This window comes from Pseudomonas sp. P7548, from assembly GCF_013386585.1.
Taxonomy (GTDB): Bacteria; Pseudomonadota; Gammaproteobacteria; order Pseudomonadales; family Pseudomonadaceae; genus Aquipseudomonas.
The window spans coordinates 63,855-84,941 of the sequence record NZ_JACARO010000017.1; the positions used below are offsets into that span (position 1 = coordinate 63,855).

Annotated in this window: 18 protein-coding genes; 12 read left to right on the forward strand and 6 right to left on the reverse strand. The window is 62.0% G+C overall.

The annotated features are described in order from the left end of the window. The first annotated feature begins 11 nt into the window (after positions 1-11). Genes dgcB through HX803_RS09605 form a run of 3 tightly spaced genes read left to right on the forward strand, consistent with a single transcriptional unit; the run spans position 12 to position 3,956 of the window. Positions 12-1,955: a dimethylglycine demethylation protein DgcB gene (gene dgcB, locus HX803_RS09595; RefSeq protein WP_178920184.1), complete on the forward strand. Its 1,944-nt coding sequence runs from the start codon at positions 12-14 to the stop codon at positions 1,953-1,955. Then, positions 1,955-3,175: an electron transfer flavoprotein subunit alpha/FixB family protein gene (locus HX803_RS09600; RefSeq protein WP_178920185.1), complete on the forward strand. Its 1,221-nt coding sequence runs from the start codon at positions 1,955-1,957 to the stop codon at positions 3,173-3,175. Before dgcB ends, HX803_RS09600 begins: the two co-directional genes overlap by 1 nt. A gap of 10 nt (positions 3,176-3,185) precedes the next feature. Continuing rightward, entirely contained in the window at positions 3,186-3,956 is a 771-nt protein-coding gene (locus tag HX803_RS09605; RefSeq protein ID WP_176996675.1) for an electron transfer flavoprotein subunit beta, read from the forward strand. Positions 3,957-4,736: 780 nt separating this feature from the next. Here the strand turns inward: HX803_RS09605 and gbcA are convergent. Beyond that, entirely contained in the window at positions 4,737-6,032 is a 1,296-nt protein-coding gene (gene gbcA, locus HX803_RS09610; protein WP_016972861.1) for a glycine-betaine demethylase subunit GbcA, read from the reverse strand. Positions 6,033-6,312: 280 nt separating this feature from the next. On the opposite strand from gbcA, the gene gbcB reads away from it, so the two are divergent. Further along, positions 6,313-7,413 (forward strand): glycine-betaine demethylase subunit GbcB, encoded by a 1,101-nt coding sequence (gbcB, locus tag HX803_RS09615; protein ID WP_028618224.1) that lies wholly within the window; start codon positions 6,313-6,315, stop codon positions 7,411-7,413. Between the two features lie 129 nt (positions 7,414-7,542). Here the strand turns inward: gbcB and HX803_RS09620 are convergent, their stop codons facing one another. Both HX803_RS09620 and HX803_RS09625 read right to left on the reverse strand, forming a co-directional pair. After that, positions 7,543-7,743 carry a hypothetical protein gene (locus HX803_RS09620; RefSeq protein ID WP_178920186.1) on the reverse strand — a complete coding sequence of 67 codons (201 nt, stop codon included), beginning with the start codon at positions 7,741-7,743 and terminating at the stop codon, positions 7,543-7,545. 174 nt (positions 7,744-7,917) lie between these two features. Continuing rightward, complete coding sequence (locus HX803_RS09625) at positions 7,918-8,958, reverse strand: low specificity L-threonine aldolase (protein ID WP_178920187.1); 1,041 nt, start codon at positions 8,956-8,958, stop codon at positions 7,918-7,920. A gap of 90 nt (positions 8,959-9,048) precedes the next feature. Here HX803_RS09625 and HX803_RS09630 point away from each other — a divergent pair, with 90 nt between their 5' ends. From HX803_RS09630 to fdhA, 8 genes are all read left to right on the forward strand, one after another. Beyond that, positions 9,049-9,777, forward strand: coding sequence for a TraX family protein (locus HX803_RS09630; RefSeq protein WP_178920188.1), 729 nt, complete (start codon positions 9,049-9,051; stop codon positions 9,775-9,777). 237 nt (positions 9,778-10,014) lie between these two features. Continuing rightward, the gene (glyA, locus tag HX803_RS09635) at positions 10,015-11,268 is read left to right on the forward strand and encodes a serine hydroxymethyltransferase (RefSeq protein ID WP_178920189.1); all 1,254 of its coding nucleotides are present in this window, start codon (positions 10,015-10,017) and stop codon (positions 11,266-11,268) included. A gap of 22 nt (positions 11,269-11,290) precedes the next feature. Further along, positions 11,291-12,541 carry a sarcosine oxidase subunit beta gene (locus tag HX803_RS09640; RefSeq protein ID WP_010207084.1) on the forward strand — a complete coding sequence of 417 codons (1,251 nt, stop codon included), beginning with the start codon at positions 11,291-11,293 and terminating at the stop codon, positions 12,539-12,541. Between the two features lie 15 nt (positions 12,542-12,556). Next, positions 12,557-12,859, forward strand: a complete 303-nt coding sequence (locus HX803_RS09645; RefSeq protein WP_178920190.1) for a sarcosine oxidase subunit delta — start codon at positions 12,557-12,559, stop codon at positions 12,857-12,859. Continuing rightward, positions 12,856-15,873, forward strand: a complete 3,018-nt coding sequence (locus tag HX803_RS09650) for a sarcosine oxidase subunit alpha (RefSeq protein WP_178920191.1) — start codon at positions 12,856-12,858, stop codon at positions 15,871-15,873. Before HX803_RS09645 ends, HX803_RS09650 begins: the two co-directional genes overlap by 4 nt. Before the next feature lie 124 nt (positions 15,874-15,997). Beyond that, complete coding sequence (locus HX803_RS09655) at positions 15,998-16,630, forward strand: sarcosine oxidase subunit gamma (protein WP_176996669.1); 633 nt, start codon at positions 15,998-16,000, stop codon at positions 16,628-16,630. Positions 16,631-16,752: 122 nt separating this feature from the next. Next, a complete protein-coding gene (gene purU / locus HX803_RS09660) occupies positions 16,753-17,610 on the forward strand; it encodes a formyltetrahydrofolate deformylase (RefSeq protein ID WP_005792124.1) in 858 nt (285 codons plus the stop codon). A gap of 194 nt (positions 17,611-17,804) precedes the next feature. Then, a complete protein-coding gene (fdhA, locus tag HX803_RS09665) occupies positions 17,805-19,004 on the forward strand; it encodes a formaldehyde dehydrogenase, glutathione-independent (protein WP_178920192.1) in 1,200 nt (399 codons plus the stop codon). Positions 19,005-19,054: 50 nt separating this feature from the next. On the opposite strand, the gene HX803_RS09670 is transcribed toward fdhA, so the two are convergent. The 3 genes from HX803_RS09670 to HX803_RS09680 form a co-directional block, all read right to left on the reverse strand. Further along, the gene (locus HX803_RS09670) at positions 19,055-19,420 is read right to left on the reverse strand and encodes a hypothetical protein (protein WP_178920193.1); all 366 of its coding nucleotides are present in this window, start codon (positions 19,418-19,420) and stop codon (positions 19,055-19,057) included. 299 nt (positions 19,421-19,719) lie between these two features. Next, positions 19,720-20,397 (reverse strand): anti-sigma factor domain-containing protein, encoded by a 678-nt coding sequence (locus HX803_RS09675; protein WP_178920194.1) that lies wholly within the window; start codon positions 20,395-20,397, stop codon positions 19,720-19,722. Then, entirely contained in the window at positions 20,394-21,020 is a 627-nt protein-coding gene (locus tag HX803_RS09680; protein WP_178920195.1) for an RNA polymerase sigma factor, read from the reverse strand. The genes HX803_RS09675 and HX803_RS09680 overlap by 4 nt, the downstream gene beginning before the upstream one ends. Positions 21,021-21,087: the final 67 nt, after the last annotated feature.

The window sequence follows — 21,087 nt, forward strand, 5'->3', positions numbered from 1 at the left end:
GGAGCTTCACCATGCTGAACACCCTTCTTCCCATCCTGCTGTTCGCCGCCCTGGGCCTTGCCGTCCTCGGCGCCCTGCGCCGGGTGAACATGTGGCGCCGTGGCCGCGCGTCCAAGGTCGACTTGCTGGGCGGTCTATTGGCCATGCCCAAGCGCTACATGGTCGACCTGCACCACGTGGTCGCCCGCGACAAATACATCGCCAACACCCACGTCGCCACGGCGTTGGGCTTTGTGCTGTCGGCGCTGCTCGCCATTCTGGTGCATGGCTTCGGCCTGCATAACCGCATCCTCGGTTATGCCTTGCTGTTGGCCTCGGTGCTGATGTTTGTCGGTGCCACGTTCGTGTACCTGCGCCGTCGCAATCCGCCGTCACGCCTGTCCAAAGGCCCGTGGATGCGCTTGCCGAAGAGCCTCATGGCGTTCTCGGTAAGCTTCTTCCTGGTCACCTTGCCGGTGGCCGGGATTCTGCCGGCGGACTTCGGCGGCTGGTTGCTCGCGGCATTGCTCGGTGTGGGCGTGCTGTGGGGCGTGTCCGAAATGTTCTTCGGCATGACCTGGGGCGGCCCGATGAAGCACGCCTTCGCCGGCGCACTGCACCTGGCCTGGCACCGCCGTGCCGAGCGCTTCGGCGGTGGCCGTTCCACCGGTTTGAAACCGCTGGACCTCAGCGATAAAACCGCGCCCCTAGGCGTGGAAAAACCCAAGGATTTCACTTGGAACCAACTGCTCGGTTTTGACGCCTGCGTGCAGTGCGGTAAATGCGAAGCCGCGTGCCCAGCGTTCGCTGCCGGCCAACCGCTGAACCCGAAAAAACTTATCCAGGACATGGTGGTCGGCCTGGCCGGTGGTACCGATGCCAAGTTTGCCGGCAGCCCTTACCCGGGCAAAGCCATTGGCGAACATGCTGGCAACCCGCACCAGCCGATCGTCAACGGCCTGGTGGATGCCGAGACCCTGTGGTCCTGCACCACCTGCCGCGCTTGCGTGGAAGAGTGCCCGATGATGATCGAGCACGTGGACGCCATCGTCGACATGCGCCGCCACCTCACCCTGGAAAAGGGCGCGACCCCGAATAAGGGCGCCGAAGTCCTGGAAAACCTGATCGCCACCGACAACCCCGGCGGTTTTGCACCGGGCGGGCGGCTGAACTGGGCGGCGGATTTGAACCTGCCTTTGCTCAGCGAAAAAGGCACCACCGACGTGCTGTTCTGGGTCGGCGACGGCGCTTTCGACATGCGTAACCAGCGCACCTTGCGTGCGTTCGTCAAAGTGCTGAAAGCGGCCAATGTCGACTTTGCCGTACTCGGCCTGGAAGAGCGCGACAGCGGTGACGTGGCTCGCCGGCTGGGCGATGAAGCAACGTTCCAGTTGCTGGCCACGCGCAATATCCAGACGCTGGAAAAGTACTGCTTCAAGCGCATCGTCACCTGCGATCCCCACAGTTTCCACGTGCTGAAAAACGAGTACGGCGCCTTCAACGGCAACTACCTCGTGCAGCACCACAGCACCTTCATGGCCGAGCTGATCGGCGAGGGCGCGTTGAACTTGGGCCAGCACAAGGGCAGTAGCGTGACCTATCACGACCCGTGCTACCTGGGCCGCTACAACGGCGAATACGAGGCACCGCGCCAAGTGCTGCGGGCGCTGGGTATCGAGGTCAAGGAGATGCAGCGCTCGGGCTTCCGTTCACGCTGCTGCGGCGGCGGTGGCGGGGCGCCGATCACTGATATTCCCGGCAAGCAACGTATCCCGGACATGCGCATGGAAGACATCCGCGAAACCGGTGCCGAGCTGGTGGCCGTGGGTTGTCCACAGTGCACGGCGATGCTTGAGGGTGTGGTCGAACCGCGCCCACTGATCAAAGATATTGCCGAGCTTGTTGCTGATGCATTGCTCGAAGACGCCGCACCGGCAAAAGCTCCTTTAAAGCGTGAACCTGCGGAGGTGCACTGATGAGCGACATTATCCGCCGCGACCCCCGGGCCGAATGGATTGCCCGCAACCGCTTGCACCCGCTGCATGCGGCGATGCAGCCGGTGCAACACAGCTGGATGGGGCCCAACGGCGTCATCCGCAAGCATGTACATGGCGTCGGTTTTATCGGCCCCAACGGCATCAAGCGCATCGACCGCAGCGGCGCCCAGCAGGGCGGCGCGGCCAAGCGCACGGCGGCGGTGGAAGTGCAGTTGCCGTTGCACCAGGTGCCAGCGCCTGCGTTCTACATCAACGTGGTGCCGGACATGGTCGGCGGCCGCCTGAGCAGCCACGACCGCGACTTGCTCGGCCTGGCGCGGCAGTTGGCCGGCAGCGACGGCGCGGTGCTGGCGGTGGTGTTTGGCGAGCACAAGGAGACGGCCTTCGCGGCGGCCGGTGTCGACCGCCTGCTGGTGTTAGAAGGTCACGCATTCGACGGTTATTCACCGGAACAACGTGTCCAGGGCCTGCGGGCTGTGGATAACCAATTCAACCCGCGTCACTGGCTGCTGCCCGACAGCCGCAGCGGTGGCGGTGAGTTGGGACGGCGCTTTGCCGCCAGCCTCCAGGAACGCCCGGCCACGCGTGTCTGGCAGATCAAGGGTAACGAGTGCATCGGCCGTGCCGGTGCCGGCCAGGAAGACTTGGCCCGCCCTCTGCCGCGCCTGATCCTGGCGGCCGCCGAGTGCGCCGATCCGGTCAGCGAAACCCGGCACGAAGCCTTGCCCGTGGAGTTATCCACACCCCTGGCCCGCAGCCTGCCGCGTATTGAAGACCTCGGCGCAGTGGCGGTGGACCCGGCGGCGATTCCCATGGCCGAGGCGGAATTCATTTTCTCTGGCGGCAACGGCGTGAAGGACTGGGCGTTGTTCCACCAGACCGCCGCTGCACTGGGCGCTACCGAAGGCGCTTCGCGGGTGGCGGTGGACGACGGCTTCATGGCGCGTGATCGCCAGGTCGGCGCCAGTGGCACCTGGGTTACGGCGCGGGTGTATGTGGCGGTGGGGATTTCCGGGGCGATCCAGCACCTGCAGGGCATCGGTGCCTGCGACAAGGTGGTGGCGATCAACCTGGACCCTGGCTGCGACATGATCAAGCGTGCCGACCTGTCGGTGATCGGCGAAAGCGCCGCGATCCTGCACGCCTTGATCGCAGCGGTCGAGGCTTACCGCAACGGCGCCAAGCGCGACGCAGCTTAAGGAGTTGGCCATGACCACGAATGTAATCAGCCTTGTGTCCATCGGCGCCCACCCGACTTCCGGGCGCCCGCGCCGTGCCGAGCAGGACGCGCGCGCCGTCGAACTGGGCCTGCAAATGGCTGGGGATAAGTTGCAGGTGCTGCATGCCGGCAACATCAACGAGCCGACCCTGCGCAGCTACCTGGGCATGGGGTTGCCCCAACTGCAGGTGCTGGAACAACCGGCAGGCAGCGATGCCTTGCCGGTGCTCAGCGACTACCTGCGCGAGGCAGGTGCCCAGGTGGTACTCGCCGGCAGCCAGGCGGAAACCGGCGAAGGCTCGGGCATGCTGCCATTCCTGCTCGCCGAACAATTGGGCTGGCCGTTGATCGTCGGGCTGGCGCAAGTGGAGTCCATCGACGGTGGCGTGGCTCATGTGCTGCAAGCCTTGCCACGCGGCCAGCGGCGCCGTCTGAAGGTGCGCTTGCCGTTCCTGGCCACGGTGGATAACGCCGCGCCCAAGCCTCGGCAAAGTGCCTACGGCCCTGCGCAACGGGGTGAGCTGGCAGCCCACGAGGTCGAGGTGGAAGAGGACGAGTTATTCACAGGCGCCGTGCTGCAACCGGCTAAACCTCGGCCAAAGCGTCTTAAGGTGATCAAGGCCAAGAGCGGTGCCGATCGGATGAAAGCCGCGACCGCCAAGGCCAGTGGCGGCGGCGGGCAAGTGCTCAAAGGCCTTAGCCCGGAAGCGGGCGCCGAAGCCATCCTCAAGCTGCTCGTTGAAGAAGGCGTCGTACGCTAACCACACCCCCCCCAAACCCCTGTAGGAGCCGGCAAGCCGGCTCTACAATGGGCTTACCCACAATCCCTGTTGACCCGTCTGTGGATAACCTGTTCGCGGCTGTCCACACCCCTTGCAAATCAAGCCCTGTAGTCCTCTGTACGAAAAACAACCAGGCTAACTGGCGGTTTTTTCTGGGTTTTTCCCTGTGCGCAACGGCGTTTACACACAGACTTGCCCCCAAAGTCTGTTGGCGCTTCTGTGGATAAGATGTTCGCTATCGGCTGAGAGCCTTATAAAACGTGGCTTACACAGGCTTGGGCAAAAAACGACCAATTTGACTGTGAAACCGTGAAAACCCACGGCTCATGACGGTTTGATGGGGTTTTCCACAACGTTTTTGAAGTTACACCCAATCTCTGTTGGTGGGTCTGTGGATAAGGTGTTTGCGTACCGCTACAGGCCTCTACCTACGTGGCTTGTAGGTGTTTGATCAATAAGTGAGCAATGCATGCTGAAACCCCATGACTTGAATAAGTCACGGATTTTCTTCAATTAAATTCAGGTGAATAGCACAGTTGCCCACAATTGCTGTGGGTGGCTTTGTGGATAAGTTGTTGGGTAACGGCTGGAGGGCCGGGCGTTAAAGGGTTTCAAGAGGGTTGATCAAATGTTGAACACTGTGCAGATGCAAATGTGGGAGCTGGCTTGTCGAATCGTCGCACCGCTGCGATGACTGCAGTGAATTCACCGCCGCTATCGCAGGCAAGCCAGCTCCCACAGTGGTCTTTGTGGGCTCTGTTATTCGTGTACTGCCACACCCTTGAGGTAAGGCGCTGGCGCCGCCCCCAGGTTGCTCAGCATGCGCTCGCTGTACCAGTCCACGAAGTTCACCACGCCGAACTCATAGGTCTTGGAGTACGGGCCAGGCTGGTAGGCGGTGGAGTTGATGCCACGCTGGTTCTCTTCGGCCAGGCGGCGGTCCTGGTCGTTGGTGGCGTCCCACACTTCGCGCATGCGCGCCGGGTCGTAGTCCACACCTTCCACCGCGTCCTTGTGCACGATCCACTTGGTGGTGACCATGGTTTCCTGGGCGCTGATCGGCCACACGGTGAACACGATGATGTGGTCGCCCATGCAGTGGTTCCAGGAGTGCGGCAGGTGCAGGATGCGCATCGAGCCCAGGTCCGGGTTCTTGATGCGCCCCATCAGCTTGGCGCAGCCTTGCTTGCCGTCCATGGTCATCGACACAGTGCCCTTGAGCAGCGGCATGCGCACGATACGGTTGCGCAGGCCGAAGCTGGCGTGGGCGTAAGGGATCTTCTCGGCATCCCAGGCAGCGGCGGAGGCGGCTACGTGGTCCTTGAAGGCCTGGTCGGCACGCGGGTCGGTGACGTCGTCCCATTCCAGCAGGGTTTTCAGCAGTTCGGGGTGCGACGCGTTGCAGTGGTAGCACTCGCGGTTGTTTTCCAGCACTAGCTTCCAGTTGGCCTTTTCCATCAAGGTGGTTTGCACCGCCACCTTGGTGTTTTCCATGTCGTACGGTTCCATGTAGTGGGTGAGCGTCGACAGGAAGTCATCGATGGCCGGCGGGTTCTCCGACAGGCTGATGAAGATGTAGCCGCCTGCGGTCTTCACGTTCACCGGCTTCAGGCCGTATTGCTTCATGTCGAAGTCGGCGCCCATCTCGGTGCCGGCGAACAGCAGGCGACCGTCCAGCTCGTAGGTCCACTGGTGGTAGTGGCACACGAGTTTGGCGACCTTGCCCTTGTCGCTGGTGCACAAGCGCGAACCACGGTGGCGGCAGACGTTGTGGAACGCATGCACCACGCCTTCGGCGCCACGGATCACGATGATCGGGTTCTTGCCCACTTGCAGGGTCAGGTAGTTGCCTTTGGTGGGGATCTCGCAGGTCATGCCGGCGATCAACCACTCCTTCTGGAAGATCTCCTGCATGTCGATATCAAACAACCGCTCATCAGAGTAGAACGGCTGTGGCAGCGAAAAGGTGCGCTCGCGTTCTTGCAGCATTTGCGCGGTGGCCTTGCGTGCGGGTTCCAGCGGATCGCCCAAGCTTAAGGTTGCGGTGACGTCCATCGTGTAGGTCCTCATGGCCATTCTGTGTGGCCGAGATAAGTGGCTAATCAGGTTTGCAGCAAGGCGTAAAGAAAGCGTCGTTGTTGGGAGCGAGTGTGGGGCCGCCGATGGGCTGAACCTTATCCATGGGCGACATGGCCCAATCTGTTCCCGACGCGCAACCCTAGGTCGTTGGGGGCTGGTCGCGATAAGTATGTGAATGTCGCAGATAGGTAAATGGGTGGTTCTGGCGTTACGCAGAATCGCCACCATAAGGCCGATGTCGGCGGTGGAGAACAACATGTCCAATAATTTCCTGAATCCGGTAACCACCCAGACCTGGGCCAATGGTCGGCACATTGTCCGTTGCGTCAAAGTCATCCAGGAAACCTGGGACGTGCGCACCTTCTGCTTCATGGCCGACCAGCCGATCCTGTTCTTTTTCAAGCCGGGGCAGTTCGTCACCCTGGAGCTGGAAATCGAAGGCCAGCCGATCATGCGCTCCTACACCATTTCCAGCTCACCGTCGGTGCCTTACAGCTTCTCGGTGACCATCAAGCGCGTACCGGGTGGCAAGGTGTCCAACTGGCTGCATGACACGCTTCATGAAGGTCAGGAGCTGGCGGTGCACGGGCCGGTGGGCCTGTTCAATGCCATCGACTTCCCAAGCCCGAAAGTGCTGTACCTCAGCGGCGGCGTGGGCATCACCCCGGTGATGTCCATGGCGCGTTGGTTCTACGACACCAACGCGAATGTCGACATGACGTTTATCCACAGCGCCCGCTCGCCCAAAGACATCATCTATCACCGCGAGCTGGAGCACATGGCGTCGCGGATCGACAACTTCAGCCTGCACCTGATCTGTGAGAAACACGGGTTGGGTGAGCCGTGGGCCGGTTATCGTGGTTACCTGAACCACAAGATGCTCGAACTGATGGTGCCGGACTTCCTGGAGCGCGAAGTGTTCTGCTGCGGGCCTACGCCCTACATGAATGCGGTGAAGCGCCTGCTGGAAGTGGCCGGGTTCGACATGACGCGTTATCACGAGGAATCCTTCGGTGCCACGCCACCGGAAGCCCGTGCCGATGCGGTCGAACAGGCCGAACAAGCCGCCGACGCGCCGGAAATCGACCTGGCGGACCTGCACCAGGTGGAATTCATTGCCTCGGGCAAGAGCATTCGCGTGGCCCCGGGCGAAACCGTGCATGCGGCCGCGGCCAAGCTTGGCCTGTTGATTCCAAAAGCCTGCGGCATGGGCATCTGCGGCACGTGCAAGGTGATGAAACTGGGTGGCGAAGTCGAGATGGACCACAACGGCGGGATCACCGAGGAAGACGAAGCCGAGGGTTACATCCTGTCGTGCTGCAGCGTGCCGAAAGGCGACGTGCGTATCGAATTCTGAAGGCTAGCACCGCCCCCTGTAGGAGCCGGCGTGTGTGGGAGCGGGCTTGCTCGCGAAAGCAGTGTGTCAGTCGCTTATCTGGTGACTGACACTCCATATTCGCGAGCAAGCCCGCTCCCACATTAGGGGTTACTGGGCGTAGATGTGGACGACGAAGTGCTGGCCTGATGCTGTCAATTCATAGGCTTTATCGTAGATCCGCAATGTCCTTGATGGCTCGCGGATGGTGTCGCCCACTTTTGCGTACTTGCGGAACTCATCCCAGTCAATGACGGTGGTGCTGACGCTGCCGTCGCTTTCGAGGGTGTTGCCGATGCTCTGATATTCCATGGTTTAGCTCTCTGTTGGATGTCCATTTCCGGCCGGTCATTCGGCAGGTTGTCGTACCCGAAAGGAGAGCCGCTGCAGCGGCGTTTTCCTTCCGGGTTCCAAGAGGCTAGACAATGAAAATGCAGCGTGATGCTGTCAGAAATATCAAATAACAGACTCGGCACTGCGCCAGTATCAGGCCCCCATCACTTCCCGAATATCCGCCGCCAGTTCTCTTACACGCTCTTCCTCGGTATCCCACGCACACATGAACCGTGCGCCACCTTTGCCGATGAAGGTGTAGAAGCGCCAGCCCTTGGCCGTCAGTGCGGCGATGGCCGGTTCCGACAGCTGCAGGAACACGCCGTTGGCCTGCACCGGGAACATCAATTCCACGCCGGGGATGTCCGCCACCAGGCTGCTCAGCAGCTGCGCGCAAAGGTTGGCGTGGCGCGCGTGTTTGAGCCAGGCGTCGTTTTCCAGCAAGCCCACCCATGGGGCTGAGAGGAAGCGCATTTTCGAGGCCAGCTGGCCCGCCTGTTTGCAACGGTAATCGAAGTCTTCAGCCAGCTTGTGGTTGAAGAACAGGATCGCTTCGCCCACGGCCATGCCGTTCTTGGTGCCGCCAAAGCACAGCACGTCTACCCCGGCTTTCCAGGTCAGGTCCGCTGGCGAGCAGCCGAGGAATGCGCAGGCGTTGGAGAAGCGCGCGCCGTCCATGTGCAGGTTCAGGCCCAGCTCTTTGCAGGTGACGCTGATGGCGCGGATTTCATCCGGGGTGTACACGCTGCCCACTTCGGTGGCCTGGGTCAGGGTGACCACGCGGGGTTTCGGGTAGTGGATGTCCTGGCGCTTGAGGGCGATCTCGCGGATCGACTCCGGCGTCAGCTTGCCGTTTTCGGTACGGGCGGTGAGCAGCTTGGAACCGTTGGAGAAAAACTCCGGCGCGCCGCATTCGTCGGTTTCGACGTGGGCGGTTTCCGAGCAAATCACGCTATGGTAGCTCTGGCACAAGGACGACAACGCCAGGGAGTTGGCGGCGGTGCCGTTGAAGGCGAAGAACACTTCGCAGTCGGTTTCAAACAGGTTGCGGAAACCGTCGGCCGCGCGGTGGGTCCATTCATCGTCGCCATAGGCGCGCTGATGGCCCTGGTTGGCTTGTTCCATGGCGGCCCAGGCTTCCGGGCAGATGCCGGAATAGTTGTCGCTGGCAAATTGTTGGCTCTTGTCGGTCATGGCCCATTCCTGTGGTCGATGTTGGTGCGCACTGTAACCAAGATTGTCGCGGGTGCGCACGCGCTGTAAATGCAAAGTCACTGGGGAATTATGCACGGTACTGAAACGATTCCTGTCGGACGCGTCCGGGATGGCGCTTTGGATCTGCTCAAGTGGCTGGCGCTGCTGTGCATGGTGCTGGACCACCTGCGGTATGTCGGCTTGAGCCTGGATGGCCTGTACGTGCCGGGGCGCCTGGCGTTCCCGTGGTTTTGCCTGGCCATTGCAGCGAATCTGCACCGCGCACGAAATGCACCCGTGACCGGCCAGTGGCGCTACCTGGGGTGGCTGCTGCTGTTCAGCGTGATCAGCGAAGTGCCGTACCGCCTGTTTATCGATGATGCCGATACGTTGAACGTGTTGCCGACTTTGGCGTTGGGCTTGCTGGTTGCCCGAGGATGGCAGCAGAAGGCGCTTTTTGATCGAGGATTGGCGCTGATTGCCGTCACCATTGCGGCGGTTTTTTCCACGCAGCTGATGTTCGGTTTTTTCGGCGTGTTGTTGCCGTTGGGGGTGCTGCTGGTGTTCCGTCGCCCGTGGTATTTCAGCCTGTTGCCGGGTGTGGTCTGCATGGCCGCCAACCAATGGCAAATTCTGCTCAATAGCGACACGCTGGTGGCGAAGTTGGGATTGGCCGCGTGCCTGATTGCGCCATTGGCCGGCCTGGCCTTGTTGCGACGTGCCAAAAACGTCTCGCCACCGGCCATGCGGCGTTGGGCTTATGCCCTCTATCCCCTGCATTTCCTGCTGCTGTTACTCGTCCGCCAGATCATCGCCTAACCCCCTGTGGGAGCGGGCTTGCTCGTGAATGCGGTGGGTCAGTTAACCCATGTATTGGCTGACCCGCCGCATTCGCGAGCAAGCCCGCTCCCACATTTGTTTCGTGTCGCTCATCTAATGTCGTAAACGCACCTTTGCGTGGCGTGCGTAGGCATTTGACCTGTCTGCACCAGCCCTACCATCGCATCAAAGGGCCCTGCGAGGGCCTCAACAATACGAAAGGCTGGGAGAGACGCGATGTTCAGCAAAAAAGACCAGATCCAGGGATATGACGACGCACTGCTCGCGGCCATGAATGCCGAAGAACAGCGTCAGGAAGATCATATCGAGCTGATCGCGTCAGAGAACTACACCAGCAAACGTGTGATGGAAGCGCAAGGCAGCGGCCTCACCAACAAATACGCCGAAGGCTACCCGGGCAAGCGCTACTACGGTGGCTGCGAGCACGTGGACAAGGTCGAAGCCCTGGCCATCGAGCGCGCCAAGCAACTGTTCGGCGCCGATTACGCCAACGTGCAGCCGCACTCCGGCTCTTCGGCCAACAGCGCCGTGTATCTGGCCCTGATCAACGCCGGCGACACCATCCTGGGCATGAGCCTGGCCCACGGCGGTCACCTGACCCACGGCGCCAAAGTGTCGTCTTCGGGCAAGCTGTACAACGCGGTGCAATACGGCATCAACACCGACACCGGCTTGATCGACTACGACGAAGTCGAGCGCCTAGCGGTGGAACACCAGCCAAAAATGATCGTGGCCGGTTTCTCTGCCTACTCCAAGACCCTGGATTTCCCACGCTTCCGTCAGATCGCCGACAAGGTCGGCGCGCTGCTGTTCGTCGACATGGCCCACGTCGCCGGCCTGGTTGCCGCTGGCCTGTACCCGAACCCGCTGCCGTATGCCGATGTGGTCACCACCACCACCCACAAGACCCTGCGCGGTCCACGGGGCGGCTTGATCCTGGCCAAGGCCAACGAAGAGATTGAAAAGAAACTCAACGCTGCCGTGTTCCCGGGCGCCCAGGGCGGCCCGCTGATGCACGTCATCGCCGGCAAGGCCGTGTGCTTCAAGGAAGCGCTGGAACCTGGCTTCAAGGCCTATCAGCAGCAAGTGATCGATAACGCCCAGGCCATGGCCAGCGTGTTTATCAAGCGTGGATATGACGTGGTGTCCGGCGGCACCGACAACCACCTGTTCCTGGTCAGCCTGATCCGTCAGGGCCTGACCGGCAAAGAGGCGGATGCCGCCCTAGGCCGCGCCCACATCACCGTCAACAAGAACGCCGTGCCGAATGACCCGCAGTCGCCGTTCGTGACCTCGGGCCTGCGCATCGGCACCCCGGCGGTGACCACGCGTGGTTTCAAAGTGCCGCAGTGCATCGAACTGGCCGGCTGGATCTGCGACATCCTCGACAACCTCGGCGACGCCGATGTCGAGGCCAACGTGGCCAAGCACGTGTCTGCCCTGTGCGCTGATTTCCCGGTTTATCGCTGAGCGCGGTTTTGGAGTAATGACTATGCAACGCTACTCGGGCTTCGGCCTCTTCAAGCACTCACTCAGCCACCACGAAAACTGGCAGAAGATGTGGCGCACGCCCACACCTAAGAAGGTCTACGACGTGGTCATCGTCGGCGGCGGCGGGCATGGTCTGGCGACCGCTTACTACCTGGCCAAAGAACACGGCATCACCAACGTGGCCGTGGTCGAGAAAGGCTGGCTGGGCGGCGGTAACACCGCGCGCAACACCACCATCGTGCGCTCCAACTACCTGTGGGACGAGTCGGCGCACCTGTACGAACACGCGATGAAACTGTGGGAAGGCCTGTCCCAGGACCTGAACTACAACGTGATGTTCTCCCAGCGTGGCGTGTACAACCTGTGCCACACCCTGCAAGACATCCGCGATTCCGAGCGCCGCGTGAGTGCCAACCGCCTCAACGGCGTGGACGGCGAACTGCTCAACGCCAAACAAGTGGCCGACGAGATCCCGTACCTCGACTGCTCCAAGAACACCCGTTACCCGGTACTCGGCGCCACCGTGCAACGTCGCGGCGGCGTGGCCCGTCACGATGCCGTGGCCTGGGGCTTTGCCCGTGCGGCTGACGCGCTGGGCGTGGACCTGATCCAGCAGACCGAAGTGATCGGCTTCCGCAAGGAAAACGGCGTGTGCATCGGCGTGGAAACCAACAAGGGCTTCATCGGCGCCAAGCGCGTCGGTGTGGTCACGGCCGGTAACTCCGGGCACATGGCTTCGCTGGCGGGCTTCCGCCTGCCGATCGAATCCCACCCGCTGCAAGCGTTGGTGTCGGAGCCGATCAAGCCGATTATCGACAGCGTGATCATGTCCAACGCCGTGCACGGCTACATCAGCCAGTCCGACAAGGGCGACCTGGTGATCGGCGCCGGTATCGACGGCTACAACGGCTACGGCCAGCGTGGCTCGTACCCGGTGATCGAACACACCATCCAGGCCATCGTCGAGATGTTCCCGGTGCTGTCCCGTGTGCGCATGAACCGTCAGTGGGGCGGCATCGTCGACACCACGCCGGATGCGTGCCCGATCATCTCCAAGACGCCGGTACCCAACATGTTCTTCAACTGCGGTTGGGGCACCGGTGGCTTCAAGGCCACCCCAGGCTCAGGCAACGTGTTTGCCGCCAGCCTGGCCAAGGGTGAAATGCACCCGTTGGCGGCACCTTTCTCCATCGACCGTTTCCACAACGGTGCGTTGATCGACGAACACGGCGCTGCGGCCGTCGCCCACTAACAGGAGAAATTCCCTATGTTGCATATCTTCTGTCCTCACTGTGGCGAACTGCGCTCCGAAGAGGAATTCCACGCGTCCGGCCAAGCGCACATCCCGCGCCCGCTGGACCCGAATGCCTGCACCGATGAAGAGTGGGGCGACTACATGTTCTTCCGCGATAACCCCCGTGGCCTGCACCACGAGCTGTGGATTCACGCTGTCGGTTGCCGCCAGTACTTCAACGCCACGCGTGACACCCTGACCTACGAAATTCTTGAAACCTACAAGATCGGTGAGAAGCCACAATTCACCGCCAAGGCCTCTGGAGAGAAGGTATGAGCCAGACCAATCGCCTGTCCAACGGTGGCCGGATCGACCGTAATAAAGTCCTGACCTTCAGCTTCAACGGCCAGACCTACAAAGGCTTTGAAGGCGACACCCTGGCCGCCGCCCTGCTGGCCAACGGCGTCGACATCATCGGCCGCAGCTTCAAGTACTCGCGCCCTCGCGGCATCTTTGCAGCCGGCGCCGAAGAGCCGAACGCGGTGCTGCAGATCGGCGCCACCGAAGCCACTCAGATTCCTAACGTGCGCGCCACGCAACAGGCGCTGTACCAAGGCCTGGTTGCCACCAGCACCAACGGCTGGCCGAACGTCAATAATGACGTGATGGGCATTCTCGGCAAGGTCGGCGGCAAGCTGATGCCGCCGGGTTTCTACTACAAAACCTTCATGTACCCGCAATCGTTCTGGATGACGTACGAGAAGTACATTCGTAAGGCGGCTGGCCTGGGCCGTTCGCCGACCGAGAACGACCCGGACACCTACGACAACATGAACCGTCACTGCGACGTGCTGGTCGTCGGCGCCGGCCCTGCAGGCCTGGCTGCTGCACTGGCAGCGGCGCGCAGCGGTGCCCGCGTGATCCTCGCCGATGAGCAGGAAGAGTTCGGCGGCTCGCTGCTCGATTCCCGCGAAAGCCTCGACGGCAAGCCGGCCGCCGAATGGGTCGCCAGCGTGATTGCTGAATTGAAAGCCCTGCCTGACGTGGTGCTGCTGCCCCGCGCCACTGTCAACGGCTACCACGACCATAACTTCCTGACCATTCACGAACGTCTCACCGATCACCTCGGTGACCGTGCGCCGATTGGTGTGGTGCGCCAGCGCATCCACCGTGTACGGGCCAAGCGTGTGGTGCTGGCCACCGGCGCGTGCGAGCGTCCGCTGGTGTACGGCAACAACGATGTGCCGGGCAACATGCTGGCCGGTGCGGTCTCTACCTACGTGCGCCGTTACGGCGTGGCACCGGGCAAGAAACTGGTGCTGTCGACCAACAACGACCACGCCTACCGTGTTGCGTTGGATTGGTTGGATGCCGGCCTGCACGTGGTGGCTGTCGCCGATGTGCGCCACAACCCACGCGGCGCCCTGGTGGAAGAAGCCCGCGCCAAAGGCATTCGTATCCTCACCGGCAGCGCCGTGATCGAGGCCCGTGGCAGCAAGCACGTCACCGCCGCCCGTGTGGCCGCGATTGATGTGAAAGCACACAAAGTCACCAGCCCCGGCGAGTGGCTGGAGTGCGACCTGGTGGCCAGCTCCGGCGGTTACAGCCCGGTGGTTCACTTGGCTTCGCACCTGGGCGGCAAGCCGACCTGGCGTGAAGACATCCTCGGTTTTGTACCGGGCGAAGCCCCGCAGAAGCGCGTGTGCGTGGGTGGCATCAACGGCGTCTACGGCCTCGGTGATTCCCTGGCGGACGGTTTTGAAGGCGGCGTGCGCGCGGCCAGCGAAGCCGGTTTTGCGCCGGTGGAAGGCACCCTGCCAAAGGCTTTGAGCCGTCTGGAAGAACCGACCCTGGCCGTGTACCAGGTGCCGCATGACAAACCGACTGCACGGGCGCCGAAGCAATTTGTCGACCTGCAAAACGACGTGACCGCCGCCGCCATCGAACTGGCGACCCGCGAGGGTTTCGAGTCGGTCGAGCACGTCAAACGCTACACCGCGCTGGGCTTCGGCACCGACCAGGGCAAGCTGGGCAACGTCAACGGCCTGGCCATTGCCGCCCGCTCCCTGAACGTGACCATCCCGCAGATGGGCACCACCATGTTCCGCCCGAACTACACGCCGGTGACTTTCGGTGCGGTAGCAGGCCGTCACTGTGGGCACATCTTCGAGCCGGTACGCTACACCGCACTGCAAGCCTGGCACGTGAAGAACGGCGCCGAGTTTGAAGACGTCGGCCAGTGGAAACGCCCTTGGTATTTCCCGCGCAACGGTGAAGACCTGCATGCGGCGGTGAAACGCGAATGCCTGGCCGTGCGCGACAGCGTCGGCCTGCTGGATGCGTCCACCCTCGGCAAAATCGATATCCAGGGCCCGGATGCGCGTGAGTTCCTCAACCGCATTTACTCCAACGCCTGGACCAAGCTTGACGTGGGCAAGGCGCGCTACGGTCTGATGTGCAAGGAAGACGGCATGGTCTTCGACGACGGCGTCACCGCCTGTCTCGCCGACAACCACTTCCTGATGACCACCACCACCGGCGGCGCGGCGCGCGTGTTGCAGTGGCTGGAAATCTACCAGCAGACCGAATGGCCAGACCTGAAGGTGTACTTCACGTCGGTCACTGACCACTGGGCGACCATGACCCTGTCCGGGCCTAACAGCCGCAAGCTGTTGAGCGAAGTGACCGACATCGACCTGGACAAGGACGGCTTCCCGTTCATGACCTGGAAGGAAGGCTTGGTCGGCGGCGTACCGGCTCGGGTGTTCCGGATCTCGTTTACCGGTGAGCTGTCGTACGAAGTCAACGTGCAGGCCGACTACGCCATGGGCGTGTTGGAAAAAATCGTCGAGGCGGGCAAGAAGTACAACCTGACCCCGTACGGCACTGAAACCATGCACGTGCTGCGGGCCGAGAAGGGCTTCATCATCGTCGGCCAGGACACTGACGGCTCGATGACCCCGGACGACCTGAACATGGGCTGGTGCGTGGGGCGTACCAAACCGTTCTCGTGGATCGGCTGGCGCGGCATGAACCGTGAAGACTGCGTGCGCGAAGAGCGTAAGCAACTGGTGGGCTTGAAGCCGGTCGATCCAAAAGTGTGGCTGCCGGAAGGCGCCCAACTGGTGTTCGATCCGAAGCAGACGATCCCGATGAAGATGGTCGGTCACGTCACCTCAAGCTATGCCCACAACTCCCTCGGCTATTCGTTCGCGATGGCGGTGGTGAAGGGCGGCTTGAAGCGCATGGGCGAGCGGGTGTTCTCACCGCAGGCGGATGGCAGCGTGATCGAGGCGGAGATTGTTTCCTCGGTGTTCTTCGACCCGAAAGGCGATCGCCAGAACATCTGACAGACCGAGTCGCCTGCATCGCAGGCAAGCCAGCTCCCACATTTGGAATGCATTCCCCTGTGGGAGCCGGGCTTGCTCGCGATGAGGGCCGAACAGACACCACAGCATTCAGAACAGGTGCTCTATGACAGCAGCCAATGTTTACCAACAACGCCCCACCTCCGGCGCCAAGGCCGAGTCGTCGCTGCACCATGCCGACCTCGCCAGCCTGGTCGGCAAGGGCCGCAAGAACGCCGGCGTGACCGTGCGTGAAAAGAAACTCCTGGGCCACCTGACGATTCGTGGCGACGGCCATGACGCCGCCTTCGCAGCCGGCGTACACAAGGCCTTGGGCATCGAATTGCCAGGCGCCTTGCAAGTCATCGTCAAGGGTGAAACCAGCCTGCAATGGCTTGGCCCGGATGAGTGGCTACTCGTTGTGCCAAGCGGCGAAGAATTCGCCGCCGAGCAAAACCTGCGTGCCGCCCTGGGTGATTTGCATATCCAGGTCGTCAACGTCAGCGGCGGCCAGCAGATCCTCGAACTGCGCGGCCCGAACGTGCGTGATGTGTTGATGAAGTCCACCAGCTACGACGTGCACCCCAACAACTTCCCGGTGGGCAAGGCGGTGGGCACGGTGTTCGCCAAGTCGCAATTGGTGATCCGCCACACGGCCGAAGACACCTGGGAGCTGCTGATCCGTCGCAGCTTCTCGGACTACTGGTGGCTGTGGCTGCAGGATGCGTCGGCCGAGTTCGGCCTGAGCGTAGAAGCCTGACATGACGCTCACCCCGTAGGCGCCCGGCTTGCCGGCGATGGCGATCTCACCGACGCCATCGCCCGCAAGCCGGGCTCCTACGGGGCGTGTGTTGCCTGGAGTTGCTTGAGGAGTTACCCGCAATGAGCCGCGCACCCGACACATGGATTTTGACCGCCGACTGCCCCAGCGTGCTCGGCACGGTGGATGCGGTCACCCGCTACCTGTTCGAGCAGGGCTGCTACGTCACCGAGCACCACTCGTTCGATGACCGCCTTTCGGGTCGGTTCTTCATCCGCGTGGAATTCCGCCAGCCCGACGGGTTTGACGAGCAGGCCTTCCGCGATGGCCTGGCCACGCGCGGTGAAGCCTTTGGCATGATCTTCGAGCTGACGGCGCCGAACTATCGGCCAAAAGTGGTGATCATGGTCTCCAAGGCCGATCACTGCCTGAACGACCTGCTGTACCGCCAACGCATCGGCCAACTGTCGATGGACGTGGTCGCGGTGGTGTCCAACCACCCCGATTTGAAGCCGTTGGCCGACTGGCACCAGATTCCCTACTACCATTTCCCCCTCGACCCCAACGACAAGCCGTCCCAGGAGCGTCAGGTGTGGCAGGTGGTGGAAGACACCGGCGCCGAGCTGGTGATCCTTGCGCGCTACATGCAAGTGCTGTCGCCGGAGCTGTGCCGCAAGCTCGATGGCAAGGCCATCAACATTCACCACTCGTTGCTGCCGGGGTTCAAGGGCGCCAAGCCCTACCACCAGGCTTACAACAAAGGGGTGAAACTGGTGGGCGCCACGGCGCATTACATCAACAACGACCTGGATGAAGGCCCGATCATCGCCCAGGGCGTGGAGGTGGTGGATCACAGCCACTATCCCGAGGACTTGATCGCCAAGGGGCGCGATATCGAAGGGCTGACGTTGGCCCGGGCGGTTGGGTATCACATTGAGCGGCGGGTGTTTCTCAACGCCAATAGAACAGTGGTGCTCTGATGGGCGCCTTCGCGAGCAAGCCCGCTCCCACATTCGACCGCATTCCAAGTTTGGAACCCCGTCGAATGTGGGAGCAGGCTTGCTCGCGAAGAGGCCTTCACTAACAAAGCAAAAACAGCATCTGTACCCGAGCACTTAAACGCGCTGCCTGCCTGGGCAACGCGGTTCCATAAAAACAACAGCGAGGTGAAAGCATGTCTGGTAATCGTGGTGTCGTGTATCTCGGCAACGGCAAGGTCGAAGTACAGAAAATCGACTATCCCAAAATGCAGGACCCCCGTGGCAGGAAGATCGAGCACGGCGTCATCCTGCGCGTGGTCTCCACCAACATCTGCGGCTCCGACCAACACATGGTGCGCGGCCGTACCACCGCCCAGACCGGCCTGGTGCTCGGTCACGAGATCACCGGCGAAGTGATCGAGAAGGGCAGCGACGTCGAGAACCTGAAAATCGGCGACCTGGTGTCCGTGCCGTTCAACGTGGCCTGCGGCCGCTGCCGCTCCTGCAAGGAACAACACACCGGCGTGTGCCTGACCGTTAACCCTGCCCGTGCCGGGGGGGCCTACGGCTACGTTGACATGGGCGATTGGACCGGTGGCCAAGCCGAGTACGTGCTGGTGCCGTACGCTGACTTCAACCTGCTCAAACTGCCGGACCGCGACAAGGCCATGGAAAAAATCCGCGACCTGACCTGCCTCTCCGACATCCTGCCGACTGGCTACCACGGCGCTGTAACTGCTGGCGTTGGCCCTGGCAGCACCGTGTACATCGCCGGTGCCGGCCCGGTTGGCCTGGCCGCTGCCGCTTCGGCCCGCCTGCTGGGCGCGGCGGTAGTGATCATCGGTGACGTCAACCCGATCCGCCTGGCCCACGCCAAGGCGCAAGGGTTTGAAATTGCCGACCTGTCCAAGGACACCCCGCTGCACGAACAGATCGCCGCCCTGCTGGGCGAGCCGGAAGTGGATTGCGCCGTCGACGCCGTGGGCTTCGAAGCCCGTGGCCATGGCCATGAAGGCGTGAAGGCCGAAGCGCCGGCCACTGTGCTGAACTCGCTGATGGGCGTGGTGCGCGTGGCAGGCAAGATCGGTATTCCTGGCCTGTACGTGACCGAAGACCCGGGTGCCGTGGATGCCGCCGCGAAAATGGGCAGCCTGAGCATTCGCTTTGGCCTCGGTTGGGCCAAGTCCCACAGCTTCCACACTGGGCAAACTCCGGTGATGAAGTACAACCGTCAGTTGATGCAGGCGATCATGTGGGACCGTATCAACATCGCCGAGATCGTGGGCGTGCAGGTGATCAGCCTGGATGACGCGCCGCGCGGTTATGGCGAGTTCGATGCGGGTGTGCCGAAGAAGTTTGTGATCGATCCGCACAAGCTGTTCAGTGCGGCGTAACGTGCAAGGCTGAAAAAATGGCGACCCTGGAGGTCGCCATTTTTTATGGGTTACTTGAGGGTTGAGAGTCGCAGATAGGGATTAGCCACCTCACCGTTTTTAATCAAGCGCTTGCCGCCATAGTCACAATGAACTTTGCCGTTGCGCTCATTGATTTCTTCGGCCTTAAGTTGGTACTCCGGGCTCAGGTAGTCGTCCTCTGTTGCGGCGGTTTGCCCGGTCCACGTCTTGCCGTTGGCCGTGGCGGAGTATTGATAACCCTCGCCATATGGAGGGGGCAGGTCGGGGTCCGTGTAAGGTTTTGATTGAATGTCGCGGATGGCAGGGCATTGGCCCAAGTCGATGACCTGATTGCGCGGTTGCTGGCTGCTGATGGCACTGAATACAGCAAAGAAGTTGGGGATCAATCCGATCATGTGGGTTACAGCTCCTGAGTAGGGTTGCCAGATATAGGCTGCCCTGGGTGGGCTGTAACGGCGCTAGGGTTCCGGGGAATCGGCTACTTCCGGGAGGGGAAAGAGCGACACGCCGTCGCCCTGTTTGTTTCTGCTGTTTACGCCTGCAAGCGCCATTCTACGCCGGGAGCAAGTCGCCCAGCCGGAGAAGATCCAATGTGGGAGCGGGCTTGCTCGCGAAGGCGCTGTGTCAGTCGACACTTACATGACTGATCCACCGCATTCGCGAGCAAGCCCGCTCCCACAGAGGTTTAGTGGTGTCAGCGAGTCGCCAGCGCGCCCTGGTACAGCACGGGGCCGGTTGGTTGGCCGGTTGGCGAGCCACCTTTTGGTTCCAGGCTGACGGCGAGGGTTAGCGGGGCGGCGAGCAATGCCTGCTGCTCCTTGCTCAACTGAATTCGACCTTTGCCGGCAACAGGCACTAGGCCCAGGGACACCGGCTTACCGCCAGCCGGGATAGCCCACAGTTCCAAGACGCGCGTGGGTTCCACGGCGGCCAGTGACAGCGCCTCCACTTGTAAGTGATCGCCAAACGCCTGGATCTGCAGCGCCGGTTGCTGGTTGGCACTGGCCAGTGTGGCGCTGTACTCGGGGCCGATGTCGCGTTGGTACAGCACGCCCACCAACAGCGTCATCCCCACCGCACAGGCGGCGACCAGTACGCGAACACTCATCCAGAACGGCTTCTTCGCCGGCATCTGCAGCACCTGCGGTTCGATGCGCGCCTTGATGCCTGCCCACACATGTTCCGGCACCGGCCGTTCGGGCAACGCGCCGGTCAGGCTGGCAAGCGCGTCCTGCCAATGGCCAAGCTCGACGCGCAGCGCGGCATCCTCCAGCAGCAGGGCATCAAAACGCCGGCGTGCCGTGGCGGGCATCAACCCGATGGCGTAGTCGGCGGCGAGGGCGCGGCGCAGGGCGGTGGTCTGGTAGTTCATGATTCAAGGCACCTGCGCAGGCGCTCCATGCCGCGACGGATCCAGGATTTGACCGAACCCAGGGGCGCGGCCAGGTGGTCGGCCAACTCGGAGCACGACAGGCCCTGGAAGTAAGCCACGGTGATCGACTGGCGTTGCATGCCGTCCAGGGTGTCGAGGCAGCGGTTGAGGGCGTGGGCCTCGCGCTCGCTGTCGAGGCGGTCGTGGGCGCTGGGGCTATCGTCGAGCAGGGCGTCCTGTTGGCCGTCGGCCAGGGGTTGTTCACGGCGTTTGCGCAGCTGGTCGATAGCCAGGTTGCGGGTGATGTTGACCATCCAGGTCATCGGCGCGGCCAGGTGGGCTTCGTAGCGCGAGGCGTTGTACCAGATGCGCACAAAGGCTTCCTGCAGCACTTCTTCGGCCAGGTCAGGGCGCCCCATGAAACGCAAGGCCACGCCGTGCAGGCGCGGTGAGACACTGCGGTAAAGGGTTTCGAACGCCTGGCGGTTGCCTAGGGCACATTGGGCCAGCAAGGGCCGCAGCGGATCAGCATCGTTGATGGAAATAGGGCTTCTCCAAGCACTCGAACGAGAGCGACGGGACTGCGCACGGTAGGCAGAGGGTAGTTCAGCGCTTGCATTCATTCCATCCGACTCCGGGCGGTGCATGCCTGATATACGCGCGAGCACGTAATCCGGATGCAGCTTTTTC